The sequence below is a fragment of the Streptomyces sp. CA-106110 genome, assembly GCF_050936285.1.
Classification (GTDB): Bacteria; Actinomycetota; Actinomycetes; order Streptomycetales; family Streptomycetaceae; genus Streptomyces.
In genome coordinates this window covers 10,775,590-10,789,563 of the sequence record NZ_JBNJNB010000001.1, presented here as the reverse complement: position 1 = coordinate 10,789,563, position 13,974 = coordinate 10,775,590, and the positions used below count along the sequence as shown (strand labels likewise).

Below are 13,974 nucleotides of genomic sequence, written 5' to 3'. Positions count from 1 at the left end.
GTGAGGTTCGTCTACTGGCCGCCCCGGCAGCCGACCGGACACCGCCGCATCCGGATGTTCGACCGAAGCGGGTACGACATCGGCGTTCTGGTGTGGAGGGTGTGCGACGTGTGCCGCGTCGGCAGCATCAACCAGATCTCCATCACAATGCAGCGTCAGGGCCTCGGTCGACGCCTGATCCGCCGTGTACTCGCCGACGGGCCCGGCTACGCCTGGCAGACGACCGGCCAGTCCCCGGAAGCCAGGCAGTTCTTCCCCGCCATGGAGCGGGAGACCGGCGTCGCGTTTCCGGAGTCCGACGGGGTGCGCGACCACTTCACCGCACCGCCCGGTCCCCGGCTGCTCCCAACGCGACGCCGTCCGCGGCCGGTTTTGGAACGCATGTGACGGGCGCTCGGTCCCTCGGCGGCCGAAACGCCATCCTGGTACGCCGCCGCGCGTGGCGGATTGATCAGTCAGGGTCCGACCAGGGCAAGTCCAAAGGTCAGAAAGGCGTGATCCTGAGACCTCACGCTCCAGACTGTGCAAGATATCGGCATGGGAGAGCAGTGGGGGACCGTCACAGCCGCAGTGATCGCAGCGGTCGGGGCATTGGCCGGAACAGGGCTCGGCGTCTTTGTGGGCCGACGGCAGGTCGTCGACCAGGCGGCCGTGGAACACGGCCAATGGCTACGCGGGCAACGTCAGGAGGCGTACATCGCGCTCCTGACTTCGTGGGACACGGGTGTGAGTCAGTTCCGCGACCTGATCGAGGGCTGGGTGCGCGAAGAGCGCCCCGACGAGGAGGTATGGGAAGAGGTGGAGCGGGAGGTCTGGACCGCCGTCACCCCCGTCTCGGAGTCTATGCAACGAGCCATTGAGCGGGTCGAGTTGCTGGGTCCGCAGAGTGTTGAGGATGCGTGCGTCCACCTGAACGACGCGCTCAAGGCGTTGCGTGACGCAGTTACCCAGAAAGGGACCATCAGGAACTGGGGAGACTCGACGGCGTACGAGAATGCATGGAGTCAAGCGACAGCGGCTCGCGTGACGTTCTTGACCGCGTCGAGGAACGCGTTGCGTGTTGCCCCCGCTCCGGGTCGCTTACAGCGTGCATCGTAGATCACTTGCCGCCTCCGTCCGCGTCGGGCGCGGCCGGAGGCGGCAGCTGGTCGCAGCAGGCTGTCGCCGTCTCAGACGCCTCGCGCGAGTAGGCGCAGTTCCCGTATGGGCTCAGCCGTCGGACGCTCCCAACGCCGGGACTCCCATCAAGAGGGTGCCCGTCTGCCCTGGCTCGGCGGTGGGATCGATGGCGGGCCCATAGCGGCGGATCACGTGCACGGCGGCGTCGGACATGGTGGCCCCCGACTCGCCGACGTGGCCCACCGGCGTGCCTGGCACCGCTTCCAGGTGAATCGTCACCGGTAGATCGCGCGCATACCACAGCCGACGGGCCCGGCTACGCCTGGCAGACCACCGGGCAGTCCCCGGAAGCCAGGCAGTTCTTCCCCGCCATGGAGCTGGAATCCGGCGTCCCATTTCCCGAGTACGGCAGGGTGTGCGACCACCTCACCGCGCGCGCAGCGCGATCAGGTCGTTCTCGACGAAAACGCCGACGTTCTCGCGGACCTCGAAGTGCAGGTGCGAGAAGGAGGCGTGGAAGGCCGCGTAGTACTTCTTCGTGGCGGTGCGGCTTCGCACCCCGTGCGGCGGGCCACCCCTGGAGGGGCGACCCGCCGCACAAGTGGTTCAGGTCCCGCGTTTGAGTGGCCGGCTCTTGGTCAGCGGAGACCGAAGGCCCGGATCACGGTCTGCGCGACCGCGTTGCCGGCACTGTCGTGGGCGTGAGCCCGCAGTGAGACGAACTGGGCCTGCTTCGGGGCGGACAGTGCGAACCGGCCGTCCTTTCCGCCGGTGATCTTCCGCCACGTGTGTCCGTCGTCGTAGGACACCTCCAAGGTGACCGCCGACAGGGTTCCGGCGCCGCCGGCGTGAGCGAGGTGGGCGACGGACGCCGCCAGCGTCGCGTTCCTCGCGGCCTTGCCCGCCGCGTTGGTGTCGACTCCGTAGTTGATCTGCATGAGCGGCAGGACTGACGTCTCGTCCCCCGCCGGAGCCTGGGAGGTGAAGTCCCATTCGGTGTGCGTGGTGGAGGAGTACGGGCTCACCGTGCTGTCCCGGTTGGCGTCCAGGACGAGGCGGTACGGCAGTTTGCCGGCGCCGGGGGCGTCAGCCTGCACCTCGGTGTTTCCCGAGTTCTGGGACAGTTGGGTGTCACCCTGGTACAGCGTGAGGGTGTGATGCATGCGCTGGTAGTCCATGGACATGCCGACGTGGTCCGAGCCGCCCCAGGCGGGGACGTCGAGGACCAGGTGGCTCCCGCTGCGGGTGGGCGGCTTGTAGTTGTTGTTCAGGTACGGGCGCTCGATGGGCTTGAACCACTCCTGCGTCTGCGTGCTGCCCGCCCGGTACGTGGTGCGCGGCTCGATCTCGTAGAGCAGACCGTCGATGTACGCCTCCTGGCCCCAGGAGTATCCGGGCCCGGTCGAGACCCAGTCGACCCGCTGTGAGTTCACCGGCTCCGACATGGGCATACCGATCCCCCACCTCGGGTTGTAGACCGGCCAGTCGTAGCGGAACTCGCCGCCGCCCCGGGTCGGGTCGGGGCTGTCGAAGGTGACGTTCACCCGCGCGAGGTTCTCCGGTCCGCCCTGGACGATCAGGTTGTCCGGGATCTGGTTGTGCCACGTCCACATCAGGTCGTACACGTAAGGGCTGACCGGCTGCGAGTCCACCGAGAGCACCGCCCCGTGATCGGAGGCCTGGCCGAAGAGCTTCTCGCCCTCGTCCGTGCTCAACAGCGTGACGTCGATTCGGGCGGGGGTCCCCGTCCACGGCGTCTTGCTGTAGCTCCGGAACCCTCGCCCGGGTGTGTTGTTCACGACCAGCAGGAGCTTGGCGCCCGCCTCGATCGCCGCGGCGGCCTGGTCGGCGTCGCTGATCGTGTCGTTGCGGCGGACGACCACCGCCTTGCCCCGCGCGTCCACACCGGCGTAGTCCGCGCTCGTGCCGTCGCCGGCGGCCACGAGCGGGAGCCTGTAGTGACCCTGTGGCAGCGGGGTGACGTCCCGTTGCCGGAAGGCGTCGGTGAACTCGGTGGTCTTGGTGGCGATGGCGAGTGCCGGCTGCTCCTTGCGCCAGCGGGCGCCGAGGTCGAAGTCGCCGTGGGTCACCTTGTGCGTGGTGGGCTGGGCCCACAGGCTGTCGTAGTTGGTCTGGGTCTCCATGTAGTCGCGCCAAAGCTGGCCGCTCATCGAGCGGGTGTACTCCAGGCGCTGGTAGGTCGCCTCGGTCCGCTGCGGCGTGGTCATCTCGATCTGCTTGATCTTCGCGACGTCCAGGGTGACCGTGGTGTCGTGGTCCATCACGACGTCGGGGTCACCGAGCAGCGCCATCCCCATCGAGTGCGGGCCGTGGATGCCCTGCACGGCCTTCCACGACAGCACCGAGTAGACGTCGTCCGGGAGGTAGCCCTCCGCCGTGCCGGTCTCGTCGACGAACCACTGCTGGGGCGCGTCGTCGCCGGACCGCAGCACGTCGACGATCCCTGACATCGGCTTTCCGTGTGCGTCCTTGAGGACCAGGGTCAGCTTGTGGGCGAGGTCGCCCAGCGACACGGCCGTGTGGGTGACGACCTTCCCCGCCGTGTCGGCCGCGACGACCTGGCCGGTCCAGCGGCCGTTCCCTGTCGCCGTGGAGCCGTCGATGGTGACCGTGACCTCGGCGGTGCCGTGCGCCGGCACGACGACCTGGGGGGCGGACAACTGGAACATTCCCGCAGGGGAGTTCGGGGCCTGAACGGACAGGTCGAGGGTGACCGGCACGTCACCGATGTTGGTGTACGTGACCGGGCGTTTCACCGCGCCGGACCCGCCCGCCGGCACCAGGGGGGCGAACGCGGTCGCGGAGGCGAAGACGCCGGCACTCAGTGCCGACGGGACGTCCACCCGGCCGCTGCCCACCTGGAAGGCGTTGTACTTGGGCAGCTGCTTCGAGCTGCTCACCAGGAGGTCCTTCAGCTGGGAGCCGGTCAGCCCGGGGTGCGCGGCCGCGAGCAGGGCCGCGGCGCCCGCGACATGCGGGGTGGCCTGGGAGGTCCCGCTGAACGTCAGGTAGCTGCCCTCGCCGAACTGCGCGTATTGGGAGCGTGCCGCCAGGATGTCGACGCCGGGCGCGCTGATCTCCGGCTTGAGCCCGCCGTCGATGCGCGGGCCCTGGCTGGAGAAGTAGGCGACGTCGTCGGAGGAGTCGACAGCCCCCACGGTCAGGGCGGCGTCAGCCGCGCCGGGGCCGCCAATGCTGTGGTCCGTGCCGGTGTTGCCCGCGGCGACCACGAACAGGGCCCCGGTCTCGGCGCTCAGGCGGTCGACCGCCGCGCTGAGGGGGTCGGTGCCGTCGGACGGGGTTGTGGAGCCCAGGCTCATGTTGATGATGTCCGCGTGCTGGTCCACCGCGGCCCACTCCATGCCGGCCAGCACCCAGGATTCCTCGCCGGAACCCGCGTTGGAGAGCACCTTGCCGATGTGCAGGCGCGCGCCGGGGGCGACGCCCTTCTCCTTGCCGTCCGATGCGGCCCCCGTGCCGGCGATGGTGGACGCGACGTGGGTGCCGTGGCCATGGCGGTCGGTCACGTCCTCGTCCGGGACGAAGCTCTGCGAGGCCGCTATCTGGCCGGCCAGGTCAGGGTGTTCGGCGTCGACGCCGGTGTCCAGGACGGCGACGTCCACGCCCTTCCCGGTGTCGCCGGCCTCCCACGCCTGTGGCGCGCCGATCTGAGAGGTGGACTCGGCGAGATCCGCCTTCACGACCCCGTCGAGCCAGATGTGGGAGATACCCTCGCCGAAGGCCGGTTTGCCGGACGCGGCTGCGGTGGTCCTCGAGCCGGACGGCGGCGCGGAGGTGACAGCACGCCAGAAGTCGGCCGATCGGTCCCGGTCCTCGGACAGGGCGGCACCCTGGACGCTGCCGAGGGCCCTGACGCGGGTGGCGCCCTCGGGGGTTGTGGAACGCAGCCCTGAGGCGGCCTTGCCGCCGTACGAGACGATCAGCGGCAACTGGTCCCGATGTGCGTCGTCGTAGCCGTCCGCGACGAGCTCGCTGATGTTGAACAGGCGCTTGTCCAGCGTGCCCGCCGCCACGTAGGGGAGAACGGAGTCGGGATAGACGTACAAGTTGCCGTTCGACTCCGTGATGCGCGCCTGGGCTTGTGTCCCGGCGGGACCATGCACATCGACGGTTCCGCGGCCAGCGCCGGACTGCCGTGTGACCACCACGTCACCCGTGATCAGGGTGACCGAGTGGGTGCCCGGAGGCACGTTGCGCTGCGCGGCGGGAGCGGCGGAGTCGGTGGTCGCGGATTCCGCGGCGTGTGCGGCGGACAGGGCGGCGGGTTGTGCCAACGACAGGAGGGCGGTGCCGGCGACGGCGAACACGCTCCAGCGTCTCGGTGATGATCTCAAGGGATTCCCTGACTGTTCCGTGGGGCCGGGTCGGCCCGCAAGGGGTTCGTCACTGAAGTGACGGATCGGCGGGGGATCGGATGGCCGACGCTGTGGACCGATCGTGGGGGTTCTGGGATCGCGCGGCAGATTGGCGTGGACAACCAGAGTTAAGGCTTGTGAACGGGAGATGTCTAGATCAGACTCGTGTCTGACATCGCCAGCTGGCGAATCGCGCCAATACCGGCCCGACGGCTCGCCGGGCGGAGACGACCAGGAGGACGCCCGGTGCTCGGTGCCCTTGGGATCAGCGAGTTCGACGAGCGGGTCTACCGCGCTTATCTGGCCAAGCCGGACCGGACAGCGCTGGAGATCGCCGGAGACCTGGGCGCCACGCCCAGCCAGATACGGCACGCGGTGGCCCGGTTGGTGGAACTGGGCGTGCTGCGAAGAGAACAGCACGGCCAGTACTGGCCGGTCGGCCCGCGGACCGCGTTGAGCGCACTGCTCGCAAAGCGCCGAGCCGATTCCGAGGCGGCGTTCGCCGCGGTGTTGGACGCGGTCGATGACCTGGCCAGTGAGTACCGCGCCAACCGGCTGCAGAGGGATCCGACCGAGCTGGTGGAGGTGATCACTGGTGAGGCGGCGGTCACCCTACGGGTGGCCGAGCTGACCCAATCGATGCGCACCCACTTCTGGGTGCTGGACCGGCCCCCGTACCTGGGCCCGTACAGCACCGAGTTGGAGGAGACCTTCACGAAAGACCTGCTGGACCGCGGCCTCGACATACGGTCCGTCTACACCCCGGAGGCGCTGGAGCTGCCCGGCCGATTCGAGCTGATCACCCGCCTCGCCCAGCTCGGCGAACAGGCCCGGTTCCTGCCGACCCTGCCGTTCAGGCTGCGGATCATGGACCGTCGTGTCGCACTGGTCGCACTAATCGGAGGACAGTACGACAAAATCACCGTCGTCCATCGGTCGGGTCTGCTCGATGCAATCCTCGAGCTGTTCGACGTCTACTGGCAGCGGGCACAACCCATCGTCTCGACGGACCCGGAGACCCCCGACCAGCCGAGCACGGATGATCTCTTGCTGTTGAAAATGTTGCAGGCGGGCTATAAGGACCAGGCGATCGCCCGGCAACTGGGCACGAGCGAGCGCACCGTGACCCGCCGGATCGCCGCGATCGCGTCCCGGCTCAGCCTCGAGACCCGCTTCCAGTTGGGCACCGAAGCCGCCAAGCGAGGCTGGATCTGAGCTTGGCGTTTACGTAACACCGAGCTTCCAGGGCAACAAGACGGCTGCGGCACTCACGGGTCGCGGACTGATGCAGACGCTTGGATCCACTGTCAGTTGACGGGCCCCACGAGTCCGCGGCCGTGAGTCGGCGGGCGGTGGTTCACGCCAATCGCAATCTCAGCGGAGCAGCCCTTGCGGACATGCTCCAGCAGCTGGACGAGTTCTCGACCGGGAGTGGGTATCTCCGGTCCGCAGATACGGAGAGAATCCGGACTCTGATCCTCGGGCATGAGTCGCCCACTGAGCCACCGACCGCCGAGTGAGGCGTCCCCATGCCTTCGCAGTGGGTCAGACCAAGGCCAGCGCATCCCGTTGTGTCAGTGCCGTACGGCACGATGCTGGCCATGCCGACTCTGGATGACCTCCCCCGTACCGGCGGGCGAAGCTGCTGTGGGAGTACGCCCACTTCGGCGTGGACGGGATCGAGGAGATGGTTCGGGAACGGGCCGGGAAGCCGTGCCACCTGTCCGGAGTTTCCAAGCCATCCTTGCCCCGGGTAGCGGTACTGGGAGCTGACGGCCGGTACCACCTGATGAGCGATGACCAGATGATCTGCGCCAAGGGCCGTACCGGGCAAGGTTGGGAGCACGAGCAGTGGTGCGGGTGGACGGAGATCGACGGAGGGCTGGTCTATGGCTACCGCGCCGGCGGGACGCACGACTCCCTCATGCACCGTTGGTTCGTGCAAGCCTCGCCCGAGGGCGTACCCCCTTCGTCGGTGCCGCCGGTACAGCGCTGCCAGCGCGGGTCTTACGGCGTCTTCCACTACTGGCCGCCGCCCTCAGCCAAGACGTCCGCCGTTCGGCGGCTGCGGGCGGTGCTGGTTGACGCCCTCGGGCCGGACTGCCACCTGTGCGGCGCCCTGACCGGGGCGATGGTGGATCACGACTACTCCACGGGCATGGTGCGCGGCCTCCTGTGCAAGTTCTGCAACCGGACCGTGGAGAAGTGTCCGCACGTCGCTGGCTGCCCGAAGGCCGAGTACATGGACAATCCGCCTGCGGCACGCCTGGCGCTTCCGTACCCGCCCTACCTGGCGTGCGAACCGAAGGAGTCAACGAGGCAGCACAAGATCGAGTTGCTCGGATTCGATCCGCTGGCCGAGTGGAGATCGGGGCGCCGGTGACCCTCCCGGGATTCTCGGTCTCCCGGCCCCCGGTCGTGAGGCCGGTCAGAACAGCACTACCGCGCCCAGCAGTCCGTCCCACAAGTGGACCTTGCTGGCCATCGGGCGGCTCCTCTCTTGTGGCGCCCGTCCACGGGCCGGTGTTAGCCTCCCTGTTTCGCTTGAGGTGGCCGAGTTGGGCTCATCGCGGTGGACTCGTGATTTTGGGTGCTGGTCGCGGTGCGGGCAGGGCTGGGGCCCGACGCGCGGGTCGGGTGCTCCAGGGTTCCTCGGGTCGTGGGTGGGCAGGGAGGGTGCCGCGGTTCAGGTGGCCGGCCGTGGCAGGGCTGTGAGGCGGGTGAATGCGCTGGTCAGCTCGTGTCGCCAGGGCCAGGTCGCGGAGATCCGCAGGTGGAGTCGGCGGCTTCCGCGGGTGATGCGGGCGGCGGTGTGCAGGAGCCGGTAGCGGAGCTTCTTCGGTTCGGCGGTGGCCAACTCGCCTTCGAGCAGCAGTGTTTGGGTCCAGGCGAGTAGGTCGACGGCGGTCAGAGCCAGTTCGAGCCAGGCGGCGTTGATGTGGAAGTGTCGGGAGGGGAAGCGGCCGAAGCCGGTGGTCTTGCCGCTGCGGATGCGGTCTTCGACGCGGGCGTGCGCGCGGTGACGGACCTCCAGCAGCTGCAGGGAGCCTTCGCCGTAGGCGGTGTCGGTGAGGAAGACCTGATGGCGCATGCCTTCGTCGAGGTCGAACAGGGAGAGCTGGGCGCCTGGATGCGGACGCTCGCGCCGCACGAGGATGCGTGTGCCGTCGGGTTAACCGGCCAGGTCCACCATGCCGGTCAGCTCGGCGACCTCGGCCCCCTCGCGCAGGGTGCCGTCCTGTTCCAGCGCGGGATGCCAGACATGGTCGGGCAGGGCTCGGATTGCTTGGCGGACTGGTCCGGTGACGGGGTGTCCGACGGAGAAAGAAGCGTGGACGCCCCGGTCGCGCAGGGCGCGTATGCGGTGCAGGAATGCTTTCGAGCCTCCGGCGCTGTCGGTGCGGATGAGGATGTCGGTGCCGTGGCGGTGGGCGTCGGGGATCTGGGCCAGGGCGGCATCCAGGACGGTGATGTGGTCGCTCGCGGTGTTCGCGCCGGCGTTGCCCGGCCTGAGCAGTCCGGCCAGGGCTTCGCCGGTGTTGTCCAGGAAGCACAGCAGCGGGTGGTAGCCGAAGCCGTGCTTGTAGGTGGCTGCCGCCTGCTCTTTCTCGGAGTCGCAGGTGACCAGGGTGGCGTCGATGTCCAGGACGAGGCCGGGGAGGTCGCGCCCGCCGACGTGGGCTGCCGGTATCTCGCGCCCGGCCTCGGCGGCCTGGAGCCAGGCGACCTCCCGGGCTGTGGCCCTGGCTGTCTGCAGTGCAGCCAGTGTGGTGGGGTCGATGCCGGCCAGCAGGCGCCATGCGGTTGGGGTGGAGGCGACGGGGCCGAACACATCCGCCTGGTCACGCAGAAGGGCCAGATCCGCGATTGCCTCGCCGCCGCCAGCGAGCATCACCGCCAGGTCGACGGCGATCCGCCCAGGGTCATGTCCGGTACCACGCGGCCGCAGCCGGCGCAGGGCGTCGGTCAAGGAGGCGGACAGGCCGGTGGCATCGGCGAGATCGGCCAACAGGCGGGAGCCGGCATGGCTGACCACCCCACGGCCGTCGGCTGATACGACGAGTTTGGGGCGCGACTCGGTAGTGTCGGGTAGCGGGGACGCATTGCTGCGTCCCCGCCCCCTCAGAACCGTACGTGCGCGTCGTCCGCGCATACGGCTCAAGCAAGCCCTGAAGGCTCTTGGGAGTGCAGTGTTGTGCCGTTGTTCGACGTGTTCGGCCGTCGTAGGCACGTGGCGTGGGCGAGGCGGAGTTGAACTCCGTCCGGCGTCTTCGCTCCCTGATAGGCGATGTGACGTGTCTTGATCGCCTTCCGGGTGGTGCGGAGCCATTGCTCCCACCCGGTCGGGGACTGCGGGGGTCGGTCGGTGTGCAGCAGCAGTTGCTCGCAGAGCTGGCAGCGGCCCTTCTGCGTCTGGAGCAGACGCATCGTGGCCCGGTCCAGCGGCGGCGGAGCGCTTCTGCGTCGCCGGTCGGCCCAGTAGTCGGTCAGGGCGGGATCGTCCGGGGACGAGGTGCCCTTGACCAGCTGATGCCGGACGATTTTCGTCCAGGCGAACTTGACGAGGTAGGCACCGTTGTCACGGTGGCCGAACACCCATCTGTCCTGCCGGGCGGGGTTGAATCGGCCGAAGTACCGGTTGGTGATCCAATGCTTCGACTTCTTCGGATGCCTGCGCAGGGCCCACCGGTAGGAGAGCTGCCACAGGTAGGCGTCCAGCGAGGCGAAGACCTCCTTGGACACCACCGTCCGGTAGTAGGCCGCCCATCCGCGGACGATCGGATTGACCGCCCGCAGCACTGCGAGGGTTTCCGCGCCTCGCAGTGCCCGGATCTCCTCACGCAGCCTGACCCGTATCCGCCTGACGGCCGCCCTATTGGGCTTGATCAGCAGCTTGCCGCTCCGGTAGCGGCGCACGTTGAATCCGAGGAAGTCAAAGCCGGTCTCCGCGTGGACGATGCGTGTCTTGTCCTCGTTGAAGACCAGCCCCCTCGGCGCGAGCCACTCGGCGAGCCGTGCCTTGACCTGCTCAGCCGCTGCGCGGCTGTGGCACATCGCCACCAGATCGTCGGCGTATCTGACCAGCACCGGGGCGTCCGGCATGATCTCTCCGGCCCGTCGGCCCGGAGGGTAATACCGCACGCCCGCGGCCGCCTCCATCCCGTGCAAGGCAACGTTCAGTAGCACGGGGCTGATCACTCCGCCTTGAGGGGTTCCCTCCTCGGTCGCAGTGAACCGGCCGCGCTCCACCACCCCGGCCTTCAGCCACTGTCGAACCATGCCCCGGGCGGGGAAGGTGCCGAGCTGGGCCAGAAGCCGGTCGTGGTCGATGCGGTCGAACGAAGCCCGGACTCACTACCCGCATCGAGGACCTCGCGGCCGCGTTGCGCGCTGGGGCCGCGGGGTTGTACTGCGCGGTGGCGGCCGTCGAGTTGCTGATTGGCCAGGAACGGTGGCTGCGCCGCGACGACTTCATCGCGGACTTCGTCGAGATCGTCCCTGCTGCGGACGGGACGCCGATGGCGTTCGTCGACTGGTCGCGGGTGGCAGCCTGTCTGAAGCGCGGGCGGCTGGCCTGCTCCACCGGCGAGGGCCAGGTGCTGCGGCTGTGCGCGAGCCTGGTCGAGGGCGTCCCCGTTGACCTGGGCACCGTGTTGACCAGCGTGGACGCACCCACCGTGGTACTGGTGGCCCGCGCCGTGCTGCGCGCCGGCGGCTGTGCGGAGGTCGCTCTGCCCTTGCGAGACGGTGGTGCGCGGTGAGGTCCGTGCAGGTGGTCAGGGACCACCACCCGCTCAAGGGCCGCAGCCTTCAGGTACTCGGCCAGATGCACTGCCGGGGACGGCTGGAGCTGCTGCTGGTCCTGCCGGACGGGAGCAAGTCGCTCATCCCGGCCGCCTGGACTGACTTCCCTCAGGACAGGGAAGAAGCCACCGGCGCCGGAGACGATCGCATCAGGCAACTTGCCTCGTCGGACAAGCTGTTGGAGGCGCACGGGCTGGTTTCCTCGCTTCTCGCCCGGGCGATCGCTGGGCGGGAGCAGGCTGCACGGCAGTCACCGTGCAAGGAGGACGACCGTGCAGCCTGTCCAACTCAGTCTGCTCCCCGAGCAGGTATCCCCGCCGCAGAACCAAGTGATCGGCCGACTCCCGCAGCCCCAGCTGCAAGAGGCCGTCACCCAGCTGGCCCATCTCATCGCCAAGATGACCGCCGCACGCCGAACGGAGGCTGACGATGAGTGAGCACAGTAAAGTCACCGCGTCCCATCGACAAAGAGCGGCGATCGTCTACGTGCGCCAGTCCACTCTGCTTCAGTTGGAACGCAACAGGGAGTCCACGGCCCGCCAGTACGATCTGGGCCAGCGTGCGGTGGCGCTCGGGTGGTCCCGTGCGCAGGTCAGCGTCGTCGATGAGGACCAGGGCATCTCCGGCGCCAGTGCCCTGGGGCGGTCCGGGTTCGCCGGGCTGGCCGCCCGGGTCGGCCTGGGCCAGGTCGGGATCATCCTCGCGCTCGAGGTGAGCCGGCTGGCCCGCAATAATGCGGACTGGTACCGGCTGCTCGACCTCGCGGCGATGACCGACACGCTGGTCGCCGACGCGGACGGCGTCTACCACCCGCGCCGGTTCGACGACCGCCTCGTGCTGGGCATGAAGGGGACCATGGCCGAAGCTGAGCTGCACATTCTGCGGGCCCGCCTCGACGGCGGGGTGCGCAACAAGGCCGCCCGCGGGGAACTGCGACGCGGCCTTCCCGTCGGTCTGGTCTGGGGCGAAGCCGATGGCGAGATCCTCTTCCATCCCGACGAGGCCGTGGTCGGCGTGATCCGCGCGGTCTTCGAACACTTCGCCGCCTGCGGCTCAGCGCGCGGGGTGTGGCTGTGGTTGCGCGAGCAGGGCCTGAAGTGGCCGCTGCAGCCGACCGGGTACGTCAACGGCACCGAGATCGTCTGGGTCGAGCCGACCTACCACGCGGTGCACAACACGCTCACCCACCCCGCCTACGCCGGTGCCTACGTCTACGGCCGCACCCGCTTCGAACGCCGCCTCGACACCGACGGCACCGTGCGCACCCACCGCCGCGTCCTGCCCCGCGACCAGTGGCAGGTCCTGATCGAGGACCACCACGAGGGCTTCATCACCTGGGAGGACTACCTGGCCAACCAGGAGAAAATCAGTGCAAACACCCGCCCGCGGCGTCACGAGCCCGGCACCGGCGCGGTCCGTGAGGGGTGCGCGCTGCTGCAGGGCCTGGCCGTCTGCGGCATCTGCGGGCGCAAACTCGCCGTCTTCTACCAGGGCCCTGCCAAGGCCACCCCCGGCTACTACTGCACCGGATCCGGACAGCTGGTCGACGGCCGCGGCACGCGCCACCTGCAGGTCGGCGGGCAGGCCATCGACGCCGCGGTGGCCGCCGCGTTCCTGGCCGCGCTCACCCCCGCCGCCCTGGAAGCCTGCCTCAAGGCTGCCGACCAACTCGAAGCCGACCACGACACGGCGCTTGCCCAATACCGGCGCGAGGTCGAGCGCGCCCGCTACGACGCCTTGCGCGCCGAGCGCCGCTACCGAGCCGTCGACCCGGACAACCGCCTGGTCGCCCGCGGCCTGGAGGCCGACTGGGAGAAGACGCTCACGGCCCTGGCCGCCGCCGAGGCCGAGCTCGCCCGCCGCGATCGCCGCCGGCCCACCGCCCTCACCGCGGCCGAGCGCGCCACGGTGCTCGCCCTCGCCGACGACCTCCACCCGGTCTGGACCGCCGAGACCACCACCGACAAGGACCGCAAGCAGCTGCTGCACACCCTGCTCGAGGACGTCACCCTCACCGTCCACCGCGACGACTCCGACCCGCGCGCCGAGGCAGTCATGCGCTGGAAAGGCGGCGCGATCAGCAAACTGGTGGTGCCGATCCGCCGACCGCAGCCGAAGATCCGCACCGACGAGGACACCGTCGACCTCATCCGCCGCCTGGCGGTGCACTACCCGGACGCCCAGATCGCCGGGATCCTCAACCGCCAAGGTCGGCGCACCGCCCGGGGATTGTCATACACGGCCAGTAGAGTCCAATCACTACGGCACCACTGGGGCATCCCCTGCCACACCAAGAGCGACAAGCCGCAGGAAGGAGAGCTGGTCACCGTGGCCCAGGCCGCCGACCGACTCGGTCTCGCGCCCTCCACCCTGCATCGCTGGCTGGGCGACGGCTTCATCGCCGGCGAGCAGGACACCCCCGGCGCCCCCTGGCGCATCCGCCTCACCGACGAACTCCGTGCCCTATTCGTCGAGGACGCCCCCGACGGCTGGCTCGCCATGCTCGAGGCCACCCTCGCCTACGGCGTCTCCCGCCAGACCCTGTTGCAGCGTGTCAAGCACGGCGAACTGAAGGCCGTCCACGTCCGCACCGGACGCAGAAAAGGCCTGCGTATCGAGCCCCCGACCCCTCAGAACAGCCTGTTCTGACCCC

The 13,974-nt window shown here is 69.1% G+C and carries 11 protein-coding genes and 2 pseudogenes; 8 read left to right on the top strand and 5 right to left on the bottom strand.

Features of this window, described 5'->3' with window-relative positions; genetic code table 11:
• Together ACQEXA_RS49725 and ACQEXA_RS49720 are read left to right on the top strand one after the other, a co-directional pair.
• Positions 1-387 (top strand): hypothetical protein, encoded by a 387-nt coding sequence (locus ACQEXA_RS49725; protein ID WP_433133187.1) that lies wholly within the window; start codon positions 1-3, stop codon positions 385-387.
• A 150-nt stretch (positions 388-537) separates the two neighbouring features.
• The gene (locus ACQEXA_RS49720) at positions 538-1,098 is read left to right on the top strand and encodes a hypothetical protein (protein ID WP_433133185.1); all 561 of its coding nucleotides are present in this window, start codon (positions 538-540) and stop codon (positions 1,096-1,098) included.
• Between the two features lie 111 nt (positions 1,099-1,209).
• On the opposite strand, the gene ACQEXA_RS49715 is transcribed toward ACQEXA_RS49720, so the two are convergent.
• From ACQEXA_RS49715 to ACQEXA_RS49705, 3 genes are all read right to left on the bottom strand, one after another.
• On the bottom strand, positions 1,210-1,398 hold the full coding sequence (locus ACQEXA_RS49715) for a hypothetical protein (RefSeq protein ID WP_432923585.1): 189 nt from the start codon (positions 1,396-1,398) through the stop codon (positions 1,210-1,212).
• 147 nt (positions 1,399-1,545) lie between these two features.
• Complete coding sequence (locus tag ACQEXA_RS49710; RefSeq protein WP_359393452.1) at positions 1,546-1,677, bottom strand: hypothetical protein; 132 nt, start codon at positions 1,675-1,677, stop codon at positions 1,546-1,548.
• 80 nt (positions 1,678-1,757) lie between these two features.
• Positions 1,758-5,468 (bottom strand): S8 family peptidase, encoded by a 3,711-nt coding sequence (locus ACQEXA_RS49705; RefSeq protein ID WP_433133183.1) that lies wholly within the window; start codon positions 5,466-5,468, stop codon positions 1,758-1,760.
• 294 nt (positions 5,469-5,762) lie between these two features.
• On the opposite strand from ACQEXA_RS49705, the gene ACQEXA_RS49700 reads away from it, so the two are divergent.
• On the top strand, positions 5,763-6,731 hold the full coding sequence (locus tag ACQEXA_RS49700; protein WP_433133181.1) for a helix-turn-helix domain-containing protein: 969 nt from the start codon (positions 5,763-5,765) through the stop codon (positions 6,729-6,731).
• A 574-nt stretch (positions 6,732-7,305) separates the two neighbouring features.
• Complete coding sequence (locus ACQEXA_RS49695; RefSeq protein WP_433133179.1) at positions 7,306-7,899, top strand: endonuclease domain-containing protein; 594 nt, start codon at positions 7,306-7,308, stop codon at positions 7,897-7,899.
• Between the two features lie 303 nt (positions 7,900-8,202).
• On the opposite strand, the pseudogene ACQEXA_RS49690 reads toward ACQEXA_RS49695, so the two are convergent.
• Positions 8,203-9,642 (bottom strand): annotated as a pseudogene (locus tag ACQEXA_RS49690) (IS1380 family transposase).
• Positions 9,643-9,674: 32 nt separating this feature from the next.
• Positions 9,675-10,829, bottom strand: a complete 1,155-nt coding sequence (locus ACQEXA_RS49685; protein ID WP_433134777.1) for a group II intron maturase-specific domain-containing protein — start codon at positions 10,827-10,829, stop codon at positions 9,675-9,677.
• A 71-nt stretch (positions 10,830-10,900) separates the two neighbouring features.
• Here ACQEXA_RS49685 and ACQEXA_RS49680 point away from each other — a divergent pair, with 71 nt between their 5' ends.
• The 4 genes and pseudogenes from ACQEXA_RS49680 to ACQEXA_RS49665 all read left to right on the top strand — a co-directional run bounded on the left by ACQEXA_RS49680 (position 10,901) and on the right by ACQEXA_RS49665 (position 13,970).
• The gene (locus ACQEXA_RS49680; protein ID WP_359412606.1) at positions 10,901-11,278 is read left to right on the top strand and encodes a hypothetical protein; all 378 of its coding nucleotides are present in this window, start codon (positions 10,901-10,903) and stop codon (positions 11,276-11,278) included.
• Positions 11,275-11,427: pseudogene (locus ACQEXA_RS49675) on the top strand (DUF5372 family protein); the annotation flags it as partial. The gene ACQEXA_RS49680 and the pseudogene ACQEXA_RS49675, both read left to right, overlap by 4 nt.
• 166 nt (positions 11,428-11,593) lie before the next feature.
• Complete coding sequence (locus ACQEXA_RS49670; RefSeq protein WP_359412609.1) at positions 11,594-11,758, top strand: hypothetical protein; 165 nt, start codon at positions 11,594-11,596, stop codon at positions 11,756-11,758.
• Positions 11,751-13,970 (top strand): recombinase family protein, encoded by a 2,220-nt coding sequence (locus tag ACQEXA_RS49665; RefSeq protein ID WP_433129891.1) that lies wholly within the window; start codon positions 11,751-11,753, stop codon positions 13,968-13,970. Before ACQEXA_RS49670 ends, ACQEXA_RS49665 begins: the two co-directional genes overlap by 8 nt.
• Positions 13,971-13,974: the final 4 nt, after the last annotated feature.